Raw genomic sequence first — 18,074 nt, 5'->3', positions numbered from 1 at the left:
CGCCGATGCGCGAGAATATCCATCGTTTCTTCCGTGCGGCACGGGGCGCCGGCGTCCATGTCTCGCCTGCCGAAAGCATCGATGCGATGCGCGCGGTCGCACAGGTCGGCGTTTCCGACCGGACCATCCTGCGCGATGCGCTCCTTCTGACGCTCGCCAAGTCGCAGGACGAAAAGCTCGCGCTCGGTGACTGTTTCGATCTGTTCTTCAGCCAGCCGGAGCCGCGGCAGGAACAGCCTGAAGCCGACAGCAACGATGTTTCGGAGAACGCGGATCAATCTCCGTCGTCTGACGAGGCCAGCGATGCGAGCGGCGGTTCGCCTCCCGCAGAATTGGGTCCCCTCGCGCAGATGCTGCTGTCTCAGGATCGCAACGCGATCACCGCCGCGATCGCCAGCGCCTCAGGGGCGGCCTCCCTGTCCGACATCCGCTACTCCACTCAGCGCGGCATCTTCTCCAGCCGCATCCTCGACGCCATGGGGCTCCAGCGGCTGCGCGACGATCTCGACGAGCTGACCGCGACCAATCCGGCACTGGCCGAGCGGCTGCGCGCCGCGCTCGATGGCTTGCGCGAAGCCGTTCGCGACACCGTCGCGCAGGGGCTTGCGCTCTATGCCCGCGAGGAGGCCGAGAACCTCCGCAATGAGATTTTGCGCAACGCGCCGCTTGCCCGCATCGAGCGGCGCCATGTCGCGGAGATGCGCGCTCTCATCCGCCAGATCGCACGGCGCCTGCGCGAGCGCTATTCGAAACCACGCAAGCGCCAACGGCGCGGTCATCTCGACGTCCGCCGCACGCTGCGCCGCAATGCCGCCTGGGGCGGCATCCCCTTTCTCACGGCCTGGAAGCGCAAGCATCGCGACCGGCCGAAGATCGTAGCACTCTGCGACGTCTCGGGGTCGGTCGCACAGGTCTCGGATTTCTTCCTGCTCCTGATCCACTCGCTGCACGAGGTCGTCGACGACGTCCATTCCTTCGCCTTCTCCTCGCATCTGATCGAAGTCAGCGACATCCTCGAGAAGAAATCGCCGGAAGAAGCGATGGCCGAGATCATGTCCAAGGTCGGCTTCGGCTCCTCCGACTACGGCTCGTCGCTGGCCGATTTCGAGAAGGAGTTCATGAGTGCGCTGACGCCACAGACCACGGTGATCGTGCTAGGCGATGCCCGTAGCAACAATCTCGATCCGCGCGCCGACATCCTGCGCCGTATCTCCGAGCGCTCGAAGCGACTGGTGTGGCTCAATCCCGAGGGACGTCTCGCCTGGGGTTTTGGCGATTCCGAGATGCCGCGCTATGCGACCTTCTGCAGCGTGGTGCGCCAGTGCGCCACCGCGCAGCAGCTCGAGCGCGCGGTGTCCGATATTGTGGCGACTTATCAGTAGGCCTTACCACAGCCGACGTCAGTTTCGCACCAGCTCCGTCTGAGCCACATTGCACTCCCGGAAATGATAGGCGATCTCGTCAAGCGCGCGCTGCTCCCATTCCTGAGCTTGCGCAAGCCAGAAAACCCGGCGCTCGAAATCAAGCGCGGCGCGCTCCCGGCACAAGGATTCCTGACTGCGAATTTCGACCAGCCTGTTCATGCACTCCACTCCTGCCGTGTGAAGCCATTCCCCGCGAATCAGCGTAACAGAATCTCGAACCCTTCGTCTCATGATTTCTGTGCATATTGCGACGCAGAATGGGACAGCAGCGCTTCCCATGCAGTGCGGTAGTTCGCGGACCAACATCAAGCCCACATCATCAATATGTGATCGAGGCTCCGGATGGTCCCCGTGATCGGGCGGACTTAACTCTTGTGGCGCAATGGCGTGCAGCAATTTGTGAAGAGAAGTTCTAAACGCCTCACCGAATTCCCGACTCATTGTCGTCGCACGGTCTTCATGCAGCGCCTCTAACAGAGGCGCACGACCGGCAATGTGGCTTGAGGCAACATGAGCAACGACAGCGACTTCGATCTTGCGCCGGACCAATGGGAGGTTCTGAAGGCGCTTCGCAACCCGGTGTCGAACGGTCGCCTTTCGAAGCCTTATCTCATCGAGGGCCTCGTCAAGCTTGGTCTTGTCGTCGTCCGCGACGGCGTGCCGGTCATGACGCCGAATGGACGCAAGGTGCTGGTACGCGGATCGTGTCGGCTGCTGGATCTCGCGGCGTGACGCGGCCACGCGCGTGCGGAACGTGACAGTAGGACCGCAAATCTCCTGTCCACGTGACCGTCGGCTTCTGGAACGGTTTCCCCGTGCCGACGCGGATGCCCGGTCGCACCGCAAGAAGGCCGAATAGACCTCCTCCTCAGCGAACACCGCGACAATCTGGCACGCTAGTTGCTCCTTTAGACGATCGAGACGTCGTCAAAACGGGGGAGTCACCATGTCGACCATTGCCGCGGCCCCGGCCGCCGAGCCAAAACCGCTCTACACATCGCTGTTCGTCCAGGTCCTGGCCGCGCTGATCCTCGGTATTATCCTCGGCGTGGCCGTGCCGGATTTTGCCATCTCCCTCAAGATTCTCAGCGACGCCTTCCTGAAGCTGATTTCGATGATCGTGGCGCCGATCGTGTTCTGCGTCGTCGTGCACGGCATTGCCGGCGCGGGCGACCTCAAGAAGGTCGGACGGGTCGGCGTCAAAGCGCTGGTCTATTTCGAGGTGATGACCACAGTCGCGCTCGTGGTAGGTCTCATCCTGGCCTACACTTTCGGCCCCGGCCATGGCATGAACATCGACCCCTCGACGCTGGACGCCAAGGCGCTCAATAGCTATGCCGATAACGCCCACAAGCTTCAGGGCGGCGGCATCGGCTCCTTCCTCCTCAACGTGATCCCGAGCACCTCGTTCGACGCGTTGTCGCGCAACGACGTGCTCCAGGTACTGTTTTTCGCCGTGCTGTTCGGCGTAGGCCTCGCACTGGTCGGCGGCGAGAAGGGCAAGCTCGTCACGTCGATGATCGATGCCGCCTCGACCGTGCTGTTCCGCGTCATGGGGCTTATCGTCCGCGTTGCTCCACTTGGCGTGCTCGGCGCAGTCGCCTACACCGTCGGCAAATACGGCGTCGGCTCGCTCAAGCAGCTCGTCTCACTGGTGGCGCTGTTCTACGTCTCGGTCGGCATCTTCGTGCTGGGCGTGCTCGGCGGCGTCATGGCGCTTGCCGGCATCAACATTCTCAAATTCCTCGCCTACCTGCGCGAGGAGTTGACGATCGTGCTCGCGACCGCCTCGTCCGACGCCGTGCTGCCGCAGATCATGAAGAAGCTGGAGCGGATGGGCGTGAAGGATTCCGTCGTCGGCCTCGTCATTCCGACCGGCTATTCCTTCAACCTCGACGCCTTCTCGATCTACCTCACGCTCGCGGTCGTCTTCATCGCGCAGGCGACCAACACGCCGCTGTCCTTCGGCGATCTGTTGCTGGTGCTCGGCGTCTCCCTGATCACCTCGAAGGGAGCGCATGGCGTGCCGGGCTCTGCGATCGTGATTCTGGCAGCGACGCTGAATGCGGTGCCGAGCATCCCTGCGATCGGCCTCGTGCTGGTCTTGTCGGTCGACTGGTTCATCGGCATGGCCCGCGCGGTCGGCAACCTCACCGGCAATTGCGTTGCGACCGTGGTGGTGGCCGCCTGGGAAGGCGACCTCGACCGCGCCAAGGCGGCCAAGGTCCTCGACGGTGGTGAGGTTGTGGACGTGACGGCGGGGTAACGACCGCCGTTCAGTCATTCCACTGGAGGAGCGGCGTTCCATACGCCCTCCTCCAGACGGATAGGAAACGCGGAAACCAGGAGTGGGCCACGGCGCCCTTGTAGGCCCACGTACGATATTTCAGGCCCTGCTCCGAGATCAGTTCCTGATAGCCGCCGTGGACTTCGGTCGCGGTGCGGATGTCCTTCAATATTCCTTGCGCGCAGGCGCGGTAGGTATCGCTCCCCGAGAATTCGTCATAGTCCAGCATGCGATCCGCGAACTCGACGTTGAACGTCGGCCAGGAGGAACGTCCCTGGTAGGCGGGAGCCGCGATCTTGTGGATCATCTTATTGCGCGGATTATCCGCCGACACCAGGAAGTGGAACGTGGTGGGGATGCGAAAGCGCGGCTCCGCAATGATCAGATCCGCCGTGGCCGCGAACAGTGCGCGCTCGCTTGCCTCGTTCAGATCCCAGAAGCCGCGATGCACGCTGACGAAATCTAACGCGACCGAGAATACCGGCGAGCCCGCGGGGCCGTCCAGGGAATGCCTGATATAGCCGCCCTTGCCGAACAGGCGGAGCAGGTCCCTCTTGTACTGCGCCAGATCGCGTCCGAGCCGCCGCTTCAGCTCGTTCTCGTCGACGATTCCGAGCCGCACGCCCCACACGAACGTCGTGTAGACGCAGGCATTGGTGACGAAACGCCTGCGCTCGGCGCGCGTGTCGGTTGCCGCGGAGCGCGGAGCACTGGCATCGCACAGCAAATACGTGGAGCCATCATCATTGAAAGGTTCGAGCTCGCTTGCGAGCTGGAGGATCGCGCGCTTCAGATCACCACCATATTCGGCCAGGAGCAGGCGGCCGGCATGCGCGCATTGCGACATCGCCAAATAGGATGACGCTCTTTGCTCGGCAGAGATCATCTGCTGGAGGCCGGCCAGAATGCCGAGCAGCGTATCCGAGGGGCGCGAGAAATAGTTCACGCCGAGGTACCGGGCGCGACCCGCCGGGACGATGGTCGTCGTGACGACGTCGGCGCGAACCGCTTCCAGCAACAGGCGGACGCTCTTTTCGAGCAGACGAGCCCGCCGCACCGCATCCTGCGGGCCCATGATGGTTTCGGGGTCGAGGACGTCGGGATAGAACCAGGCGAAGTCGCGGGGGTAATAGGCGGAAGCGTGCGGCGCCCCCGTGACGAGGAATGCCTCGGTCATCGAAAAGGCGCTGTCCATCGAGTGCCGGTAGAGGTCCTCGATGGCCGTGAACGGATGATGTGACTGCCTCAGGAATCGATCACCGAGAAAATTCACCGCCTGAAGCGCGTTGGCGACAAAGGTCGCAGCCGCGCCTTGATAAAATCGGTTCTCACGATGTGACGGCAAGGAAATATCGCTGTTCATGTTCGCCTGGTCTGCGGCGATCCCGGCACTGGCCGGTCACCATTCCAAGCATGGCTGATTCGCGTCTCGCTCCGATGACGTGAACTCCCGACACTCAGCTCGCGCCGGTGCGGTCCTCCCGCGGCCGAAAATTCTCGATCACCCGCAGCAACACCCGCGCACCGGCATGGGCATCGGCTAGCTCGACATGCTCGTCGGGGTGATGGCTGATGCCGCCGCGGCAGCGAACGAAGATCATGCCGACGTCGGCAATGTCGATCATGGCCATGCCGTCATGCCCGGCCCCGCTCGGCAGCTCGAACACGGAGAAACCTTCCGCTTTGATCGCCTGGGCGATCTGCTCCTGGAGCCAGGGCGCGCAGGGCGCGGTGCGGTTCTCGTGGGTGACGTCGAGCTGAAGCGACAGTTGACGGCGCCTTGCGATGGCTTCGATCTGCCTCACGACATCGGCGACCGCGCGCTTCCGGTGCATGTCGGTCGGCGCCCGCATATCGATGGTGAACGACACCTCGCCCGGAATGACGTTGGTTGCGCCGGGCCTCGCCTGGATGTAGCCGACAGTGCCGACCAGCCCACCCTCGTCGGTGCGGCAAAACTGCTCGATCGCGCCGATGCATTCGGCCGCGCCCGCCAACGGATCGCGCCGGAGCGACATCGGCACCGTGCCCGCGTGCCCCGCCATGCCGGTCAGCCGCGCGGCAAGCCGTGTCGCGCCCGCGATCGCGGTGACCACGCCGACGGGCAGGTTTTGCGTTTCCAGCACCGGCCCCTGCTCGATGTGCAGCTCGAGATAGGCAAGCAGCTCGCGCCGGGCCCGCGCGGCTGCGCCGATATGATCGGGGTCGAGCCCGAACTGCACCAGCGCATCGCGCATGGCGACGCCATCGCTGTCGCGTGTGTTCAGGACGCTTTCGTCAAAAGTGCCGGCTACCGCGCGGCTGCCGAGCAGGGTCGAGGCAAAGCGCACCCCTTCCTCATCCGCGAAACCGACGATTTCGATCGCGAACGGCAGGCGCTTGCCGCGGCGGTTGAGATCGGCGACGCAGGCGATCGCCGTGATCACGCCCAACGGCCCGTCCCATTTGCCCGCATCGCGCACGGTGTCGTAGTGCGAGCCGAGCATCAGGCACGGCGCGCCCGGCCGCTCGCCTTCGTAGCGCCCGCAGACATTGCCGATCGCGTCGAGACGCGCACTCATGCCGGCATCGCGCATCCAGCTCAGGATGAGGTCCGCGGCCTTGCGCAGCTCGCCGGTCAGATAGATGCGGGTGAGCTTGTCGCCTTCTTCCGAGATCGCCGCGAGGTCGTTGATCCCTCGCACGATCTCTTCGCCGAGCGAACCATTCTGAACGGCGGTACCAGCAGCCATCTCGGCGGGCTTTCCATCTCTTGGGACCGCGGCGACGGCGGTCCTGGCGGCAATCGATTCAAGTTCGGTGCCAGCGAAATCACGCTGCCGACATCGTTCCAATCAGCGCGTGGTTAGCATGAATGAGGTCGCCGGCAGACCGCCCGGCCCTCGTCATGCACATGTCCAAGCCGGTTAAGACTGCTTAACCACATTGCATACAATTACAAAATACTGCCTATAATTTCATCTGCTGCTTTCCTGATCAAGCTCGGATCACAGAAAATAACAAATTAATTTCAATAACTTAACTAGAAATTCTCTCTCGACAGCCTCTGGCACGAAGCTTGCGACAATCTATCCCGGGCTCCGCCAGACCGGCGCAGCGCGAGATGAGGCGGTGCATCCGCCAAGGGGAGCAAGCAATGGAATTTGGCAGGATCTCACGACGTCATTTGTTGCAGGGCGGTGCGGCCCTCACCCTCGGTGCGGCGACGGGCATTCGTCCGGCCTTCGCGGCCGAGACCACCATCGGATTCATCTACGTCGGCTCGCGCGATGACTATGGCTACAACCAGGCACATGCCCAGGGCGCGGCGGCGCTGAAAAAGATTCCCGGCCTCAAGGTCGTGGAAGAAGAGAAGGTGCCGGAGACCGACGCGGTCGAGAAGACGATCGAGTCCATGATCAATCTCGACGGCGCCACCCTGCTCTTCCCCACCTCGTTCGGTTACTACAATCCTCACATGGTCAAGATGGCCAACAAGTTCCCGAAGCTGCACTTCGAGCACTGCGGCGGCCTCTGGAGCGACAAGGACCCGAAAAACGCCGGCAGCTATTTCGGCTATATCGATGAAGCTCAGTACATCTCGGGCATCGTCGCCGGCTATAGCTCCAAGAGCGGCAAGCTCGGATTCGTCGCCGCCAAGCCGATCCCGCAGGTGCTGCGCAACATCAACGCATTCGCGCTCGGCGCGAGGCTTGCCAACCCCAAGGCTACCACGCAGGTCATCTTCACCGGTGACTGGTCGATGCCGGTCAAGGAAGCCGAGGCCACCAACAGCCTGATCGACCAAGGCGTCGACGTGCTGACCTGCCATGTCGACGGTCCGAAGACCATGGTCGAGAACGCCGCGCGACGGGGCGCCATGGTGTGCGGCTATCACGTCAACCAGTCGCCGCTCGCGCCGAAGGCGTATCTCACGGGCGCCGAGTGGAACTGGGAAGCGCTGTACCCCAAGTTCGTCAAGATGATCGCCGCCGGCGAGAGCATCCCGAACTTCTATCGCGGCGGCCTCAAGGAAGAGATCGTCAAGACCTCGCCGTATGGCGAAGCGGTCTCCGCCGAGGCGCGCAAGCACGCCGACGACGTCAAGGCCAAGTTCTTGTCCGGTGACGGCTACGCCATCTTCAAGGGAGGCCTGGTCGACAACAAGGGCAAGACGGTGATCGCGGCCGGCACCGATCGCGGCCAGAAGGATCCCGAGCTCGAGAAGATGGACTATCTCGTGGAGGGCGTGGTCGGGGCGACTTCGTGACGACGGAAGCTGCGGATCCTGTTGATGCGGTCGGGACGGTTGCCCCGGCCGCCGATCCGGGATTCCTCCAACGTCACGGCGGAGCAATCGAATATATCCTGATCCCGGGCGCGGCGCTGGCCGGCGCGCTCGGCGTCTTCGGCATTTTCGTCGCAATGTTCGGCAAGAGCCCGCTCGACCTCTATTTCTACATGTACTACGGCGCGTTCGGCACCTGGTTCTCGTGGCAGAACACGCTGACGCGCGCGGCGCCGTTGATCCTTACCGCACTCTGCACGGCGCTGCCGGCGCAGCTCGGCATGGTCATTATCGGCGGCGAAGGCGCACTCCTAATCGGCGCGCTGTCGGCAACCAGCGCGGCACTGGTGCTTCAGGGCATGCCGCCGCTCATCGTGCAGATCGCCATGGTCATCGCCGGCGTGATCGGCGGCGGCCTGTGGGTCATGCTTTCGGGCGCGCTTCGGCAATATCGCGGCGTCAACGAAACGATCTCAAGCCTGCTGCTCGTCTACATCGCGCTCGCGGTCCTCAACCATCTTGTCGAAGGCGTGATGCGCGACCCCTCGAGCCTCAACAAGCCGTCGACCCGCGAGATCGGCGCGGCCAACATGATCGGATCGATTCCCGGCACCGACGTGCATTGGGGTCTCGTGTTCGGCCTGATCGCCGCGATCGCCGCCTATATCCTGATCTATCACACCGTGTTTGGCTTCGCCGCGCGCGTTGCCGGCGGCAACATCCGGGCTGCGAAGATCGTCGGCCTCAATGTCAGCAAGCTGATCCTGACCATCTGCTTCCTCGCCGGCGGCGCCGCTGGCCTTGCCGGCATGGTCGAGGTCGCCGCCGTGCAGGGGCGCACCAATGCCAACCTCGCCGCAGGCTACGGCTTCACAGGGATTCTCGTCGCCTTCCTGGCGCGGCAAAATCCGCTCGCCATTATCCCCGTCGCGATCCTGCTCGGTGGTATCAGCGCCAGCGGCGGGCTGTTGCAGCGCCGCCTTGGATTGCCGGATGCATCCGTGCTGGTGCTGCAAGGCATCATCTTCGTCTTCGTGCTGGCCAGCGATGCGCTCTACGGCCGCATCGGGTTTCTGAAGGGAAAGTCCTGAGATGGCAGACGGCTCGATCGGACTCTGGACGGTCCCGCTCGCCGTGCTCGGCGGCGCCATTCGTGTCTCGACACCGTTCCTGTTCGTGAGCCTGGGCGAATGTATCACCGAGCGCTCCGGCCGCATCAATCTCGGCCTCGAAGGCACGCTGGTGATGGGCGCGATGAGCGCCTACGGCATTTCCTACCTCACGGGATCGCCGTGGCTCGGCGTGCTCGCCGCTGGCATCACCGGCGCGCTTCTGGGTGCGCTGCATGCTGGCATCTGCTCCCTGCCGCGCGTCAACGACGTCGCGGTCGGCATCGCGCTGATGTTGTTCGGCACCGGCCTAGCTTTCTACCTCGGCAAACCGTTGATCGAGCCGACAGCACCTCGGCTGCCCGCGATTGATTTCGGCTGGTGGAGCGACATTCCGCAGGTGCGCGCGGCCCTACGGGTCAACGTGCTCTTCCTGATCGGCGTCGCGCTCGCGCCAATTCTCTACTGGGCCTTCCGGACCACGCGCTGGGGCCTCTTGATCCGCACCGCCGGCGAGAGTTCGGACGCCGCGCGTGCGATGGGCCACTCGGTGCTGCTAATCCGCCTGCGCGCGACCATGGTCGGCGGCTTCCTCGCCGGCATCGGTGGTTCGTTCCTGTCGCTGTTCTATCCCGGAAGCTGGAACGAGGGCCTGTCGTCGGGCCAGGGCATCACGGCCGTGGCGCTCGTGATCTTCGCGCGCTGGGACCCATTGCTGTGTCTGTGGGCCTCGCTCGCCTTTGGCGGCGCCGCGGCGCTGGGCCCGGCGCTGCAATCGGTCGGCGTCACCTCCGGCTACCATCTCTTCAACGCCGCACCCTACATCCTGACGCTGGCGATCATGATCATCACCTGCTCGCCGAAACGCACGCTGACCGGCGCCCCGGCCGAATTGTCGATCACCCGCTAGAGAGCCAGATCATGCCCGAGCGCACCATCAAGTCCGAGCCCTATGCCTGGCCCTATAACGGCGATCTCCGTCCCGAAAATACCGCGCTCATCATCATCGACATGCAGACCGATTTCTGCGGCGTCGGCGGCTATGTCGACAAGATGGGCTATGACCTCTCACTGACACGGGCGCCGATCGAGCCGATCAAGAAATTGCTGACGGCTATGCGCGCCCAAGGCTTTCACATCATCCATACCCGCGAAGGCCACCGTCCCGATCTGTCGGATTTGCCTGCCAACAAGCGCTGGCGTTCCCGGCAGATCGGCGCCGGCATCGGCGATCCCGGCCCGTGTGGCCGCATCCTGGTGCGCGGCGAGCCCGGGTGGGACATCATCCCGGAGCTCGCGCCGCTGCCCGGCGAACCCATCATCGACAAGCCCGGCAAGGGCTCGTTCTGCGCCACCGATCTGGAGTTGATTCTGCGCGTGCGCGGTATCGAGAACATCGTGCTCGCTGGGATCACCACCGACGTTTGCGTTCACACCACCATGCGTGAGGCCAACGACCGCGGCTTCGAATGCGTGCTGTTACATGACTGCTGCGGCGCGACCGACAGGAGCAACCACGACCACGCGCTGAAGATGATCAAGATGCAGGGTGGCGTGTTCGGTGCGGTCTCGACCTCCGACGCCTTCATCGGAGCGATTTCGTGATCGTCGGCGAAACGCCTCCACCATCGGGCGCCTTCGGCGTCGATGCGATCGCCATGACCATGCGCTTCGGTGATTTCCTGGCGCTGGACAATGTCGCGCTGAAAGTGCGGCCGGGTTCGTTCCACGCGTTGCTCGGCGAGAACGGCGCCGGCAAGTCGACCCTCGTCAAATGCATCATGGGTTACTATCACGCCACCGAGGGCGACATCCTCGTCGGGGGCCGCGAGCAGGCGATCGGCAATCCGAAGGACGCCCACGCCCTCGGCCTCGGCATGGTCTACCAGCATTTCACCCTGGTGCCGGCGATGACAGTGGCCGAAAATCTGGTGCTGGCGCGCGATGACGTGCCGGCTGTCGTGAACTGGCCGAAAGAGATGAAGGAGCTCGAGGCCTTTCTCGCGCGCATGCCGTTCAAGGTACCGCTCAGCTCAAAAGTCTCCGACATCTCCGCGGGCGAACGGCAGAAGTGCGAGATCCTCAAGCAGCTCTACCTGAAGCGCCGCTTCCTGATTCTGGACGAGCCGACTTCGGTGCTGACCCCGGCGGAAGCCGACGAAGTGCTCGGCATGCTCCGCGACATGGTCGTCAAGGGCGAGCTGACCATCCTGATGATCACGCACAAGTTCCGCGAGGTCATGGCCTTCGCCGACGACGTCACGATCCTGCGCCGCGGCAAGCTCGCCGGCGCCGGCAAGGTTTCCGAACTGACGCCGGACGCGATGGCGCGCACCATGATCGGCGCCGAGGAGCTGACGGTGCAGCCGCCGCGCACCGGAGAAGCCGGCAAGGCGAGGCTTGAACTGGCGAAGATGCGCGCGCTCGACGACGCCGGCGCCATCGCCGTGCATGACGTCTCCCTCACGGTCCGTGCCGGCGAGATCGTCGGCATCGCCGGCGTCTCCGGCAACGGCCAGCGCCAGCTCGTCGAGGTGCTGGCGGGGCAGCGCGCAGCCGAGAGCGGCGAGATCCGCGTCGCAGGCGATCCCTATCATGCCAGCCGCGAGGAGATGCGGCGGCACAATATGTCGCTCCTGCCGGAGGAGCCGCTGAAGAACGCCTGTGTCGGCGGCATGAGCGTCGCCGACAACATCGCCTTCCGCGAGTTCGACCGCGCGCCCTTCGCAAGCCTCGGCTGGTGGCTCAACCACGGCGCCTTCCGCGTCGATGCCAGGAAGAAGATCGCGCAGTACAAGATCAAGACCCGCACGCCCGACACGCCAATCTCGGCGCTGTCGGGCGGCAACGTCCAGCGCGCCGTGCTGGCCCGCGAGCTCGGCGGCGACGTCGAGGTGCTGATCGCAGCCAATCCCTGCTTCGGGCTCGATTTCGCTGCGGTGGCGCAAATCCATGCCGAGATCATGGCTGCGCGCAACCGCGGCGCCGCGGTGCTGCTGGTCAGCGAGGACCTCGACGAACTCCTTGAACTCTCCGATCGGCTGGTGGTGATGTTCCACGGCGAATTCGTGTATGAAGCACGGACCAGCGAAGCCGATCTCACCGTGGTCGGCCGGCATATGGCGGGGCATTGACCGGGGAATAGCGATGAGCGGCGGATCCGGGCGCGACGAGCACTTCCTCCGCCTTTCCTTTGCGGTCGCCCGCCGTTCCCTCACACACGGCAACCATCCCTTCGGCTGCATCGTCGTCGATGCCGAGGGCAAGGTCCTGATCGAAGCCGAGAACGGCTACATGCCGGATCACGACGGCACCGCGCATGCCGAGCGCCTCGCGGCCACGCAGGCCTGCCGCACGCTCGACCGCGAGGTGTTGGCGAGGGCCACGCTCTATTCCTCCGCCGAGCCCTGCGCGATGTGCGCCGGCGCGATCTACTGGGCCGGCATCGGCCGTGTCGTTTACGGGCTCAGCGAGCACCGCCTGCGCGGCATTACCGGCGATCATCCGGAGAACCCGACACTCGACCTGCCCTGCCGCGAGGTCTTTACCAGCGGCCAGCGGCCGACAGAGGTTGCGGGGCCGCTGCTCGAAGACGAGGCCGAAGCCCTGCACGACGGCGTGTGGACGAAGTAGACGGCGCCAAGCGGGCCTTGCCCCGCACTCACCGAAGGGCCGCCTGACGGTACCCAGCCCATCCCCCAAACGAAGATGACGCCGCGGAGGTTTGACGCGGCGCCATCGTCGTTCACCTGAAGAATGTCAGGTGGCTAGAACTTCACAGTGATACCGGAGTAGAGCGAGGACTCGGTGCAGGATCCGGTGCTCACCTTCGTACCACCGACGAAGGTGGTGCAAGCAAAGGCATTGTTGTGATCGAGGCCGAACTTGTTCTGCCAGTAGCGATAGGCGACCCAGACGTCGACGAAGTGCGAGTACTTATCACCCCAAATCGCCTTCGAGGCATCGAGGGTCAGGCGGATCGGCTCGGAATTGAACTCGACCTTGGTCGGATAGACGTTGTTGGCAACGCTGGCGGGAAGCGGCTCGGTGTCAGTGCCCTTCTTGCCGTACCACGCCGCGCGACCGCTGATCGAGAAATACTGCATGTTCTGCGGCAGGAAGCCGAGGTCCATATAGTAGTTGGTTTCGATCGCCCAGGTCGGCTTGAACGACGTGTTGCCGTCGGCAATACACGGAGCGGACCAACCGGCGCCGCACTGCGAGAAGGAGTTGTGGTTGGCGAACTCCCAATACACCAGCGGCGCTACGTTGAAGTAGCCCTTATAGGGAAGGTCGAAGGCGAACTGCAGACCGGCGACAACGTCGCGTTTGGCGGCGCCGAAATACCGGTTCTCTGTGTTGGCATCCATGCCAACCTCGAACGAGATGTTATGCAGCGGCCCCTGCGTGAAGGCCTTGGTGTTGAAGATTTCGTTCCAGCCGAAGGTTGAGCGGAAAAGGCCGTAGATCTCCGTCGCGCCGGCACAGCTCGTCGGCGTCGCTGCGAAGCCTGCAGCCGGCGACACAACCACGCCTGTGGCAGTACACGGGCCTGCCGGATCGTTGTGGTCCGACTTGAACATCGAGATGGTGAAGAAGTTGGTGCCGTAAGTCCAGGCATCGAAGTGGGTGAAGGAGTAGACCTGCTTCGTCGTCTTGGCGTTGATCACGCCGTTGGTGTTGGTGAACGCACCGGGCTGCGAGGCATTGAAGATGTAGGAGAAGGTGACGCGGTCGTCGATTACCAGGAAGAACGGAAGGTCCGCCGCCTTCTTGGCAGCCTTGACCGGCAGATCCGCCGCCTGAGCCAGGCCACCGGTAGCGAGCGTGGCAAGTGACAGCGCGCCTGCTGCAATTGCCTTGAAACGAAACGACATCCTGAATACCCCCAAGTTTGGACACGTAAAAACGAACGTCCCTTGGGTGCGACACTTGCGCCGATCTCCCGGAGTGAGAAGCCTCAACTTATTTCAAGGCATGCCGCTTGTTTGCACAGGGCACTGCGTTTCACCGGCCGATTTGAACGCCAACCTCACCGCCGCGCGGCCAGGCGAGAGCGGCCATTGCCGGATATTCCCATTTGATTTCGCTCGCCTTTTCATGTCGAGCGGACGAGGCAGACAGAATGGGCGGGAGCTACTGTCGCAGTGTTCGCAAATGCATACGCGTGATGGCGCGTCTCTGCTTAACTTCACGCCAAGTCTGCATAGCGGGTTCCGATTTGGCTTGAGCCGTCACAAATTTGCAACAGGCGTCATCTCGGAAGATATCTGAAGACGATCGCCGCAGGCGAGAGCTGCGACTCGCCGACACCACCTGCCTGCCGAAGCGTTGAGCAAGGGATGACGCTTTTTCACACCTTACGCAGCGGTTCAAACTAGCCCAGTATTGAGGCACTTCACCCCATGCAAGCGCATCAGCGAATGTTGGATCCCACGGCTAACAGCCTGCATTCCGGCGAGTCCCCGCTCCTCAGGACGGTCGGGCTCACCAAGCGCTATGGCGATTTCCTCGCCAACGATGCCATCGACATCGATATCTGGCCAACGGAAATCCATGCGTTGCTGGGCGAGAACGGCGCCGGCAAGTCGACGCTGGTCAAGGCGATCTACGGGCTGATCCAGCCCAGCGCCGGCCAGATTTTCTGGCGGGGCCAGCCGATCATGCTGTCCGGTCCCTCGGAGGCGCGCAGCCGCGGCATTGGCATGGTGTTCCAGCACTTCTCATTGTTCGACAATCTCACTGTCGCGGAGAACGTCGCGCTCGGCCTCGACGGGAGAGAATCCTTCAAGGACATGTCGGCGCGGCTTGAGCAGGTGTCGAAGACTTATGGATTGCCGCTCGATCCCAAACGCGAGGTCTGGCAATTGTCGGTCGGCGAGCGCCAGCGCATCGAGATCGTGCGCGCGCTGATGCAGGATCCGCAATTCCTGATCCTTGACGAACCCACCGCGGTGCTGACGCCACAGGAAGCCGACCAGCTCTTCGTCGTGCTGGAGCGGCTCAAGGCCGAAGGTCGCGCCATCCTCTACATCAGCCACAAGCTCGAGGAGGTGAAGCGCCTGTGCGACACGGCAACGATCCTGCGCGGCGGCAAGAAGGTGGAGACCTGCAATCCCAGGCTTGAAACCGCCGCTTCACTCGCGCGCATGATGGTCGGCGGCGAGATCAAGGAGGTGAAGGCGACCGCAGGCCGGCAGACGACCGTGCCGCGCCTCGTCGTCAACGAACTCTCGCTCGCCCCCGGCGAGGCGCATGGCGTGCGCCTTGAGCACATCTCGTTCGAGCTAAAAGGCGGCGAGATCCTCGGCATCGCCGGGGTCGCCGGCAACGGCCAGGACGAATTGTTCGCCGCGCTGTCCGGCGAACGCCTGTCGAAGGATCCCGGCACGATCGTAATCGAAGGCCTTGCCGCCGGCCATCTCTCGATCACGCAGCGCCGCAAGCTCGGGGCGGCCTTCGTTCCAGAGGAGCGGCTCGGCCACGGCACCGCGCCGCGCATGAAGCTTTCGGAGAATGCGCTGCTCACCGGGCACGCCGCCAGCGGCATGGTCCATCACGGCTTCATCGATACTGCGGCCACTCTGAAGACGGTCGACCGCGCAACCGAGACGTTCGACGTCCGCAAGGCCAAGCGCGATCCGGAAGCAGCATCCCTCTCCGGCGGCAATTTGCAGAAATTCATCGTGGGACGCGAGATCCTGCGCAATCCCGCGGTGCTGGTGGTGAGCCAACCGACCTGGGGCGTCGACGCCGGCGCTGCCGCCGTCATCCGCCAGGCACTGCTTGATCTCGCAACCGCAGGCGCCGCCGTACTCGTGACCAGCCAGGACCTCGACGAGCTCGCGGAAATCGCCGACCGCATCGCCGTGATGTTCCATGGCCATCTATCCGCACCGCTCGCCGCCAGCGAGGCGACGCGCGAAAAACTCGGCCTGTTGATGGGCGGCAGCACGCTGGAGCCGAGGGAGGCCGCGCATGCAGTTGGTGCTTGAGAAGCGCGCCGAACGCTCCAACACGATCGCGCTGATCTCTCCGCTGATCGCGATCGGCCTCACGATCGTGACCATGGTCATCCTGTTCGCGATCCTCGGCAAGAATCCGCTGCTCGCCCTGCACGCCTATTTCATCGCCCCTTTGACCGACGGCTATTCGCTCCAGGAAATCGCGGTGAAGGCGACACCGCTGGTGATGATCGCGATCGGACTGTCGCTCTGCTATCTCGCGAATGCCTGGAACATCGGCGCCGAAGGGCAGTTCCTGATCGGTGCAGTCGCCGGAAGCTGGATTGCGGTGAAGACGCAGGGCACCGACGCCGGCGTCTGGGTGCTGCCGGTCATGCTCGTGCTCGCCGCCGCCGCAGGCGCGCTCTACGCACTGATCCCGGCAATCTGCAAGGTGAAGTTCGGCGCCAGCGAAATCCTGACCAGCCTGATGCTGGTGTACGTCGCCGATCTCTTCCTCGACTATCTCGTGCGCGGCCCCTGGCGCGATCCGCACGGCTTCAACTTCCCGACCACGGCCGAGTTCGATCCGGTCGCAACGGTGCCGTTGCTGATCGAGGGCGGCCGGCTGCATCTCGGCTCGATCATCGCCCTGCTCGTCGTCGCTGGCGCGGCGATCCTGCTCGGGCGCACCATCAAGGGATTCGAGATTCGCGTGGTCGGTGCGGCGCCTCGTGCCGCGCGGTTCGGCGGCTTCAATTCCAACCAGCTGATCATCCTGACCTTCGCCGTCTCGGGCGCGCTGGCAGGCCTCGCCGGCATCATCGAGGTCGCGGGTCCGGTCGGGCATCTGCAGCCCGGCATCTCGCCGGGTTACGGTTTTACGGCGATCATCGTCGCCTTTCTCGGCCGGTTGAACCCCCTTGGAATATTAATTGCAGGCCTTTTTCTCGCGTTGACCTTTATCGGCGGCGAGCAGGCGCAGATCGCGATGAAGATCCCGTTGGACGTCACCAAGGTTTTTCAAGGCATCCTGCTGTTCTACGTGCTCGCCTGCGATTCCCTCATTCTCTATCGCTTCAAGCTGGTCTTCCCGAACCGACAGGTGGCTCGTGGAACTCATTGAAGCCATCATTCTCGCAGTGCTCGCCGCCTCGACGCCGCTCCTGATCGCGGCGACCGGCGAGCTCGTGACCGAGCGTTCCGGCGTGCTCAATCTCGGCGTCGAGGGCATGATGATCGTCGGCGCCGCATGTGGCTTTGCGGGTGCGTGGCTGACCGGCTCGATCTTTATCGGCGCGCTGTTCGGCATCGTCGCCGGCTCGTTGATGTCGCTGGTCTTCGCGTTGATGGCGCTCGGACTTGCCGTCAACCAGGTTGCGACAGGGCTGGCGCTGACCATCCTGGGCGTCGGACTCTCCGGCCTGATCGGCGCCGGTTTCGTCGGCGAGCGCATCACGCCGGCAGCGCATCTTTACATTCTCGGCCTCACGGACATCCCACTGATCGGCCGCGTGCTGTTCGGCGAGGACGCCTTCGTCTATTTTTCGCTGGCACTGGTCGCCGGCGTCTGGGGGTTCCTGTACCGCACGCGGCCAGGATTGATCCTGCGCGCCTGCGGCGACAACCACGTGTCTGCGCATGCACTCGGCTACCCCGTGCTGCGGATCCGGACCTTCGCCGTGATGTTCGGCGGCGCCTGCGCCGGACTTGCCGGCGCTTATCTGCCGCTCGCCTATACGCCGTTCTTCATTCCGGGCATGACCGCAGGTCGCGGCTGGATCGCACTGGCGCTGGTGGTGTTCTCGTCCTGGCGGCCGGGCCGCCTCGTGGTCGGCGCGTATCTGTTCGGCGCGGTGACGATCCTGCAGCTGCACGCGCAGGGCTGGGGCGTCGGCATTCCCTCGCAGCTCATGTCGGCGCTGCCTTACCTTGCGACGGTCATCGTCCTGGTCCTGCTCTCCCGTGCGCGCACGGGCGGATCGACCGCACCGGCTGCGCTTGGCACCGTGTTCGTGCCCGACCGCTAGCGTTTCATTTCCG

16 protein-coding genes are annotated in these 18,074 nt (G+C 63.9%); 12 read left to right on the top strand and 4 right to left on the bottom strand.

Annotation, left to right across the window (positions count from 1 at the left end; all coding sequences use genetic code 11):
* The first annotated feature begins 5 nt into the window (after nt 1–5).
* Nucleotides 6–1,382, top strand: coding sequence for a vWA domain-containing protein (locus tag AC0L2F_RS19285; protein WP_063995495.1), 1,377 nt, complete (start codon nt 6–8; stop codon nt 1,380–1,382).
* Nucleotides 1,383–1,400: 18 nt separating this feature from the next.
* Here AC0L2F_RS19285 and AC0L2F_RS19280 read toward each other — a convergent pair whose 3' ends face one another.
* On the bottom strand, nt 1,401–1,583 hold the full coding sequence (locus tag AC0L2F_RS19280) for a hypothetical protein (protein ID WP_007612823.1): 183 nt from the start codon (nt 1,581–1,583) through the stop codon (nt 1,401–1,403).
* Nucleotides 1,584–1,934: 351 nt separating this feature from the next.
* Here AC0L2F_RS19280 and AC0L2F_RS19275 point away from each other — a divergent pair, with 351 nt between their 5' ends.
* Both AC0L2F_RS19275 and AC0L2F_RS19270 read left to right on the top strand, forming a co-directional pair.
* Nucleotides 1,935–2,156 carry a hypothetical protein gene (locus AC0L2F_RS19275; RefSeq protein WP_473249455.1) on the top strand — a complete coding sequence of 74 codons (222 nt, stop codon included), beginning with the start codon at nt 1,935–1,937 and terminating at the stop codon, nt 2,154–2,156.
* Between the two features lie 214 nt (nt 2,157–2,370).
* A complete protein-coding gene (locus tag AC0L2F_RS19270) occupies nt 2,371–3,690 on the top strand; it encodes a dicarboxylate/amino acid:cation symporter (protein WP_473249454.1) in 1,320 nt (439 codons plus the stop codon).
* A gap of 10 nt (nt 3,691–3,700) precedes the next feature.
* On the opposite strand, the gene AC0L2F_RS19265 is transcribed toward AC0L2F_RS19270, so the two are convergent.
* Both AC0L2F_RS19265 and AC0L2F_RS19260 read right to left on the bottom strand, forming a co-directional pair.
* Complete coding sequence (locus AC0L2F_RS19265) at nt 3,701–5,074, bottom strand: hypothetical protein (protein WP_473249453.1); 1,374 nt, start codon at nt 5,072–5,074, stop codon at nt 3,701–3,703.
* Between the two features lie 94 nt (nt 5,075–5,168).
* Complete coding sequence (locus tag AC0L2F_RS19260) at nt 5,169–6,443, bottom strand: allantoate amidohydrolase (protein WP_473249452.1); 1,275 nt, start codon at nt 6,441–6,443, stop codon at nt 5,169–5,171.
* A gap of 404 nt (nt 6,444–6,847) precedes the next feature.
* Between AC0L2F_RS19260 and AC0L2F_RS19255 the strand changes: the two genes are divergently transcribed.
* From AC0L2F_RS19255 to AC0L2F_RS19230, 6 genes are read left to right on the top strand one after another with little or no spacing between them, the layout of a single operon-like run.
* Complete coding sequence (locus AC0L2F_RS19255) at nt 6,848–7,960, top strand: BMP family ABC transporter substrate-binding protein (protein ID WP_007612830.1); 1,113 nt, start codon at nt 6,848–6,850, stop codon at nt 7,958–7,960.
* Nucleotides 7,957–9,069 carry an ABC transporter permease gene (locus tag AC0L2F_RS19250; protein ID WP_007612831.1) on the top strand — a complete coding sequence of 371 codons (1,113 nt, stop codon included), beginning with the start codon at nt 7,957–7,959 and terminating at the stop codon, nt 9,067–9,069. The genes AC0L2F_RS19255 and AC0L2F_RS19250 overlap by 4 nt, the downstream gene beginning before the upstream one ends.
* A gap of 1 nt (nt 9,070) precedes the next feature.
* Nucleotides 9,071–9,997, top strand: a complete 927-nt coding sequence (locus AC0L2F_RS19245) for an ABC transporter permease (protein ID WP_007612833.1) — start codon at nt 9,071–9,073, stop codon at nt 9,995–9,997.
* A gap of 11 nt (nt 9,998–10,008) precedes the next feature.
* Entirely contained in the window at nt 10,009–10,692 is a 684-nt protein-coding gene (biuH, locus tag AC0L2F_RS19240; RefSeq protein ID WP_473249451.1) for a biuret amidohydrolase, read from the top strand.
* Nucleotides 10,689–12,221, top strand: a complete 1,533-nt coding sequence (locus AC0L2F_RS19235; RefSeq protein ID WP_084777535.1) for an ABC transporter ATP-binding protein — start codon at nt 10,689–10,691, stop codon at nt 12,219–12,221. The genes biuH and AC0L2F_RS19235 overlap by 4 nt, the downstream gene beginning before the upstream one ends.
* A gap of 13 nt (nt 12,222–12,234) precedes the next feature.
* A complete protein-coding gene (locus AC0L2F_RS19230; protein ID WP_063995489.1) occupies nt 12,235–12,720 on the top strand; it encodes a nucleoside deaminase in 486 nt (161 codons plus the stop codon).
* Between the two features lie 134 nt (nt 12,721–12,854).
* Here the strand turns inward: AC0L2F_RS19230 and AC0L2F_RS19225 are convergent, their stop codons facing one another.
* Nucleotides 12,855–13,964, bottom strand: coding sequence for a hypothetical protein (locus AC0L2F_RS19225; protein WP_473249450.1), 1,110 nt, complete (start codon nt 13,962–13,964; stop codon nt 12,855–12,857).
* A gap of 546 nt (nt 13,965–14,510) precedes the next feature.
* On the opposite strand from AC0L2F_RS19225, the gene AC0L2F_RS19220 reads away from it, so the two are divergent.
* Genes AC0L2F_RS19220 through AC0L2F_RS19210 form a run of 3 tightly spaced genes read left to right on the top strand, consistent with a single transcriptional unit; the run spans nt 14,511 to nt 18,061 of the window.
* Nucleotides 14,511–16,082 (top strand): ABC transporter ATP-binding protein, encoded by a 1,572-nt coding sequence (locus AC0L2F_RS19220; RefSeq protein WP_473249449.1) that lies wholly within the window; start codon nt 14,511–14,513, stop codon nt 16,080–16,082.
* Nucleotides 16,066–17,157, top strand: a complete 1,092-nt coding sequence (locus AC0L2F_RS19215) for an ABC transporter permease (RefSeq protein WP_007612859.1) — start codon at nt 16,066–16,068, stop codon at nt 17,155–17,157. The genes AC0L2F_RS19220 and AC0L2F_RS19215 overlap by 17 nt, the downstream gene beginning before the upstream one ends.
* Nucleotides 17,144–18,061 carry an ABC transporter permease gene (locus AC0L2F_RS19210; RefSeq protein WP_473249447.1) on the top strand — a complete coding sequence of 306 codons (918 nt, stop codon included), beginning with the start codon at nt 17,144–17,146 and terminating at the stop codon, nt 18,059–18,061. The genes AC0L2F_RS19215 and AC0L2F_RS19210 overlap by 14 nt, the downstream gene beginning before the upstream one ends.
* Nucleotides 18,062–18,074: the final 13 nt, after the last annotated feature.

The organism is Bradyrhizobium sp. Ken64 (assembly GCF_055807555.1).
Note: the sequence above shows the minus strand (reverse complement) of the source record. Positions and strands in the feature narration are given on the sequence as shown.

Coding starts and splice junctions, on each gene's coding strand:
- AC0L2F_RS19275 (WP_473249455.1), top strand. CDS start 1,935: ATGAGCAACGACAGCGACTTCGATCTTGCGCCGGACCAATGGGAGGTT.
- AC0L2F_RS19245 (WP_007612833.1), top strand. CDS start 9,071: ATGGCAGACGGCTCGATCGGACTCTGGACGGTCCCGCTCGCCGTGCTC.
- AC0L2F_RS19260 (WP_473249452.1), bottom strand. CDS start 6,443: ATGGCTGCTGGTACCGCCGTTCAGAATGGTTCGCTCGGCGAAGAGATC.
- AC0L2F_RS19270 (WP_473249454.1), top strand. CDS start 2,371: ATGTCGACCATTGCCGCGGCCCCGGCCGCCGAGCCAAAACCGCTCTAC.
- AC0L2F_RS19265 (WP_473249453.1), bottom strand. CDS start 5,074: ATGAACAGCGATATTTCCTTGCCGTCACATCGTGAGAACCGATTTTAT.
- AC0L2F_RS19230 (WP_063995489.1), top strand. CDS start 12,235: ATGAGCGGCGGATCCGGGCGCGACGAGCACTTCCTCCGCCTTTCCTTT.
- AC0L2F_RS19285 (WP_063995495.1), top strand. CDS start 6: ATGCGCGAGAATATCCATCGTTTCTTCCGTGCGGCACGGGGCGCCGGC.
- AC0L2F_RS19225 (WP_473249450.1), bottom strand. CDS start 13,964: ATGTCGTTTCGTTTCAAGGCAATTGCAGCAGGCGCGCTGTCACTTGCC.
- AC0L2F_RS19215 (WP_007612859.1), top strand. CDS start 16,066: ATGCAGTTGGTGCTTGAGAAGCGCGCCGAACGCTCCAACACGATCGCG.
- AC0L2F_RS19280 (WP_007612823.1), bottom strand. CDS start 1,583: ATGAACAGGCTGGTCGAAATTCGCAGTCAGGAATCCTTGTGCCGGGAG.
- biuH (WP_473249451.1), top strand. CDS start 10,009: ATGCCCGAGCGCACCATCAAGTCCGAGCCCTATGCCTGGCCCTATAAC.
- AC0L2F_RS19220 (WP_473249449.1), top strand. CDS start 14,511: ATGTTGGATCCCACGGCTAACAGCCTGCATTCCGGCGAGTCCCCGCTC.
- AC0L2F_RS19255 (WP_007612830.1), top strand. CDS start 6,848: ATGGAATTTGGCAGGATCTCACGACGTCATTTGTTGCAGGGCGGTGCG.